The organism is Bartonella sp. OC16QHHD, from assembly GCF_042194035.1.
Lineage (GTDB): Bacteria > Pseudomonadota > Alphaproteobacteria > Rhizobiales > Rhizobiaceae > Bartonella.
The window spans coordinates 1-2,758 of sequence record NZ_JBHIMJ010000086.1 but is presented as its reverse complement, the minus strand read 5'-3'; the positions used below and the strand labels follow the sequence as shown (position 1 = coordinate 2,758).

Here is a 2,758-nt window from a genome sequence, read left to right as displayed (position 1 = left end):
TCTTGACCCTTTCACTGGAACGGGGACCTTTATCACAAGGCTTTTACAATCAAAGCTCATAAAACCAGAGGATATGGAATATAAGTTCCGTCATGATATCCATGCCAATGAGATTGTTTTACTGGCTTATTACATAGCAGCGATTAATATTGAATCGACTTATCATAGTTTGATGAAAGGTGAGTATATTCCTTTCAAGCATATTGGTTTGGCTGATACGTTTCGGATGCTTGAAGAGAAGAACTTGCTACAGGAATTATTTAAAGAAAATAGTGAATATTTGGAACATCAAAAGAAACTAGATATCGAAGTTATCTTTGGTAACCCCCCTTATTCTATAGGACAAAAAAGTGCTAATGATAATGCAAAAAATACTCCTTATCCGATATTAGATAAACGTATTGGTGAAACTTATGCTGCTCAATCTGAATCAATCAATATGCAAGCACTTTATGACAGTTATATTCGTGCTATTCGCTGGGCTAGTGACCGTATAAAAGACTGTGGTGTTATTGGTTTTGTTACAAATGCGGGCTTTATCACTGGACATTCTCTGAACGGTTTACGAAAATGCCTTGTTAAGGAATTTAGCAGCCTTTACATTTTCCATTTACGGGGGAATGCACGAACCTCTGGAGAACAACGTAAAAAAGAAGGTGGTGGGATTTTTGGTGAAGGTTCTCGTGCTCCGATTGCTATATCTATTCTCGTAAAAAATCCGGAATCCAAACAACAGGGGAAAATATATTTCCATGATATTGGAGATTATCTCAAGATAAAAGAAAAGCTTACGATCATTAAGTCCCTTGAGAGCATTGATGATATTACGGATAAATTAGGTTGGCAAACGATTACACCAGATAAACATGGTGATTGGCTTGGTCAACGCGATGACAGTTTCAAGACATTCCTAGCTCTAGGTATTAAAAAAGGGCATGATAAAAAGCTCTTTGAGACTTTTTCGTGTGGTATACAGACTAATCGTGATGCTTGGGCATACAATTCAAGTCGTGAAACTCTCGCGAAGAATATGAGTAATATGATTACTTTTTACAATAGTGAAGTGGAGCATTTTAATGGTGCTTATACACATAATGACGGTAAAACACGTACTAAAACTGTAGACAATTTTGTTAATGCTGATGAAAGAAAAATAAGTTGGAGTCGCGCTCTTAAACAAGAATTAATAAGAGGAAAAATCTTTGAACTTGAAGATAGATGCCTTATTCAAAGCCTTTATCGTCCTTTTACGAAACAATGGCTCTATTATAATCGCGCCTTTAATGAAATGGTTTATAAAATGCCGCATATATTTCCGATAGGACGAGCGATTGAAAATAGAATAATACAAGTTACTGGTACAGGTTCACGAAGTGATTTTTCTGTACTTATGACTAATAATATACCTGATCTTAATATGATAGATGGTGGTAGCCAATGCTTTCCAAGGTATCTTTATGAGGATATTGAATCTTTAGAGGATAAAGATAATAACCAATCCCATTTATTTACAAACTCTACAGAAGCAAACGCAACAGCTAATTTACAGAGGCGTGATGCCATTACTGATGAAGGTCTAGCACATTTTAAAGCAGCTTATCCTAATGAAAAAATCACTAAGGATGATCTATTCTATTATGTTTACGGTATACTTCATTCGGAAGATTATCGTGCCCGTTATGCTGATAACCTCTCTAAAGAATTGCCTCGTATCCCGTGTGTAAAGAGTGCTGATGATTTTTGGAAATTTGTAACAGAAGGACGTGAACTAGGGCATTTGCACGTGAATTATGAAACTGTAGAGCCTTATCCCGTGACCTTTAAAAAGGGTAATCCAAAACAGACAGAGATCTCTAATCCCGAAAAATTCTATTATGTAACTGAAATGAAATTCGCAAAAATTAAGAATAGTAAGGAAAAGGATAAATCGACTGTTTTTTATAATAGCAATATCACAATAACAGATATCCCTCTTGAAGCTTATAAGTATATCGTCAATGGCAAACCTGCTCTTGAATGGGTTATGGGGCGTCAATGTGTAAAGACTGATAAAAAGAGTGGCATTGTCAATGATGCCAATCGCTATGCTGTTGAAACCATTGGCAACCCTGCCTACCCTCTAGAGTTGTTTCAAAGAGTTATTACCGTAAGTTTAGAAACAATGAAAATCGTAAAAAAACTACCAAAATTAGAAATGAGAGAAACTGAATAGATTTGGCATGCTCAGATGATAGGCATGTTAACCTCACAAAGGGGTATAAGGTCTTATAACCTATAGGTTCTATACCCTCTTTATAAATTGCTTACATACAATCTTTAAAAGGAGTATTTGTATGCGTTATTCTAAAAAGAAATCATTTGCACTTTTAAATACTCTTATTTGAATTGCTTTAAGACTTTTAAGAAATCCCATCTTAAAGTGAATACGCTTCTTTTACATTGCCTTTAAAAGATTAAACCGTAATCTAAAATGAGTGCTTTATTGTTATCAGAAGCTTTGTTTAAAGAGAGTTATGTATATTCATTTTCTTATATTACTTATAGGTTTTGAAGGTTTCTCAAACCCCCAAAATCCCTACAAAACATATAGCATTAGTTGAGTTTACAGGTTGTATTTTGATATAGGTTGTTTTTTTGGGAAACTTGATAAAAGTTAACATATTGAAATATAATAAAATTTTATTTTTTATTGAAAAATATGTAAAGGGGGGCGTAAAAAGCACCTCCAAAACTCATAACCATAATGGTCTTGATAGCA

1 protein-coding gene is annotated in these 2,758 nt (G+C 34.4%); it reads left to right on the top strand.

Annotated features, from left to right (window positions below; all coding sequences use genetic code 11):
* On the top strand, positions 1–2,212 hold a 2,212-nt coding region (locus ACFIK1_RS08815; RefSeq protein ID WP_375662606.1), incomplete at its 5' end, for a type ISP restriction/modification enzyme.
* Between the last annotated feature and the right edge of the window lie 546 nt (positions 2,213–2,758).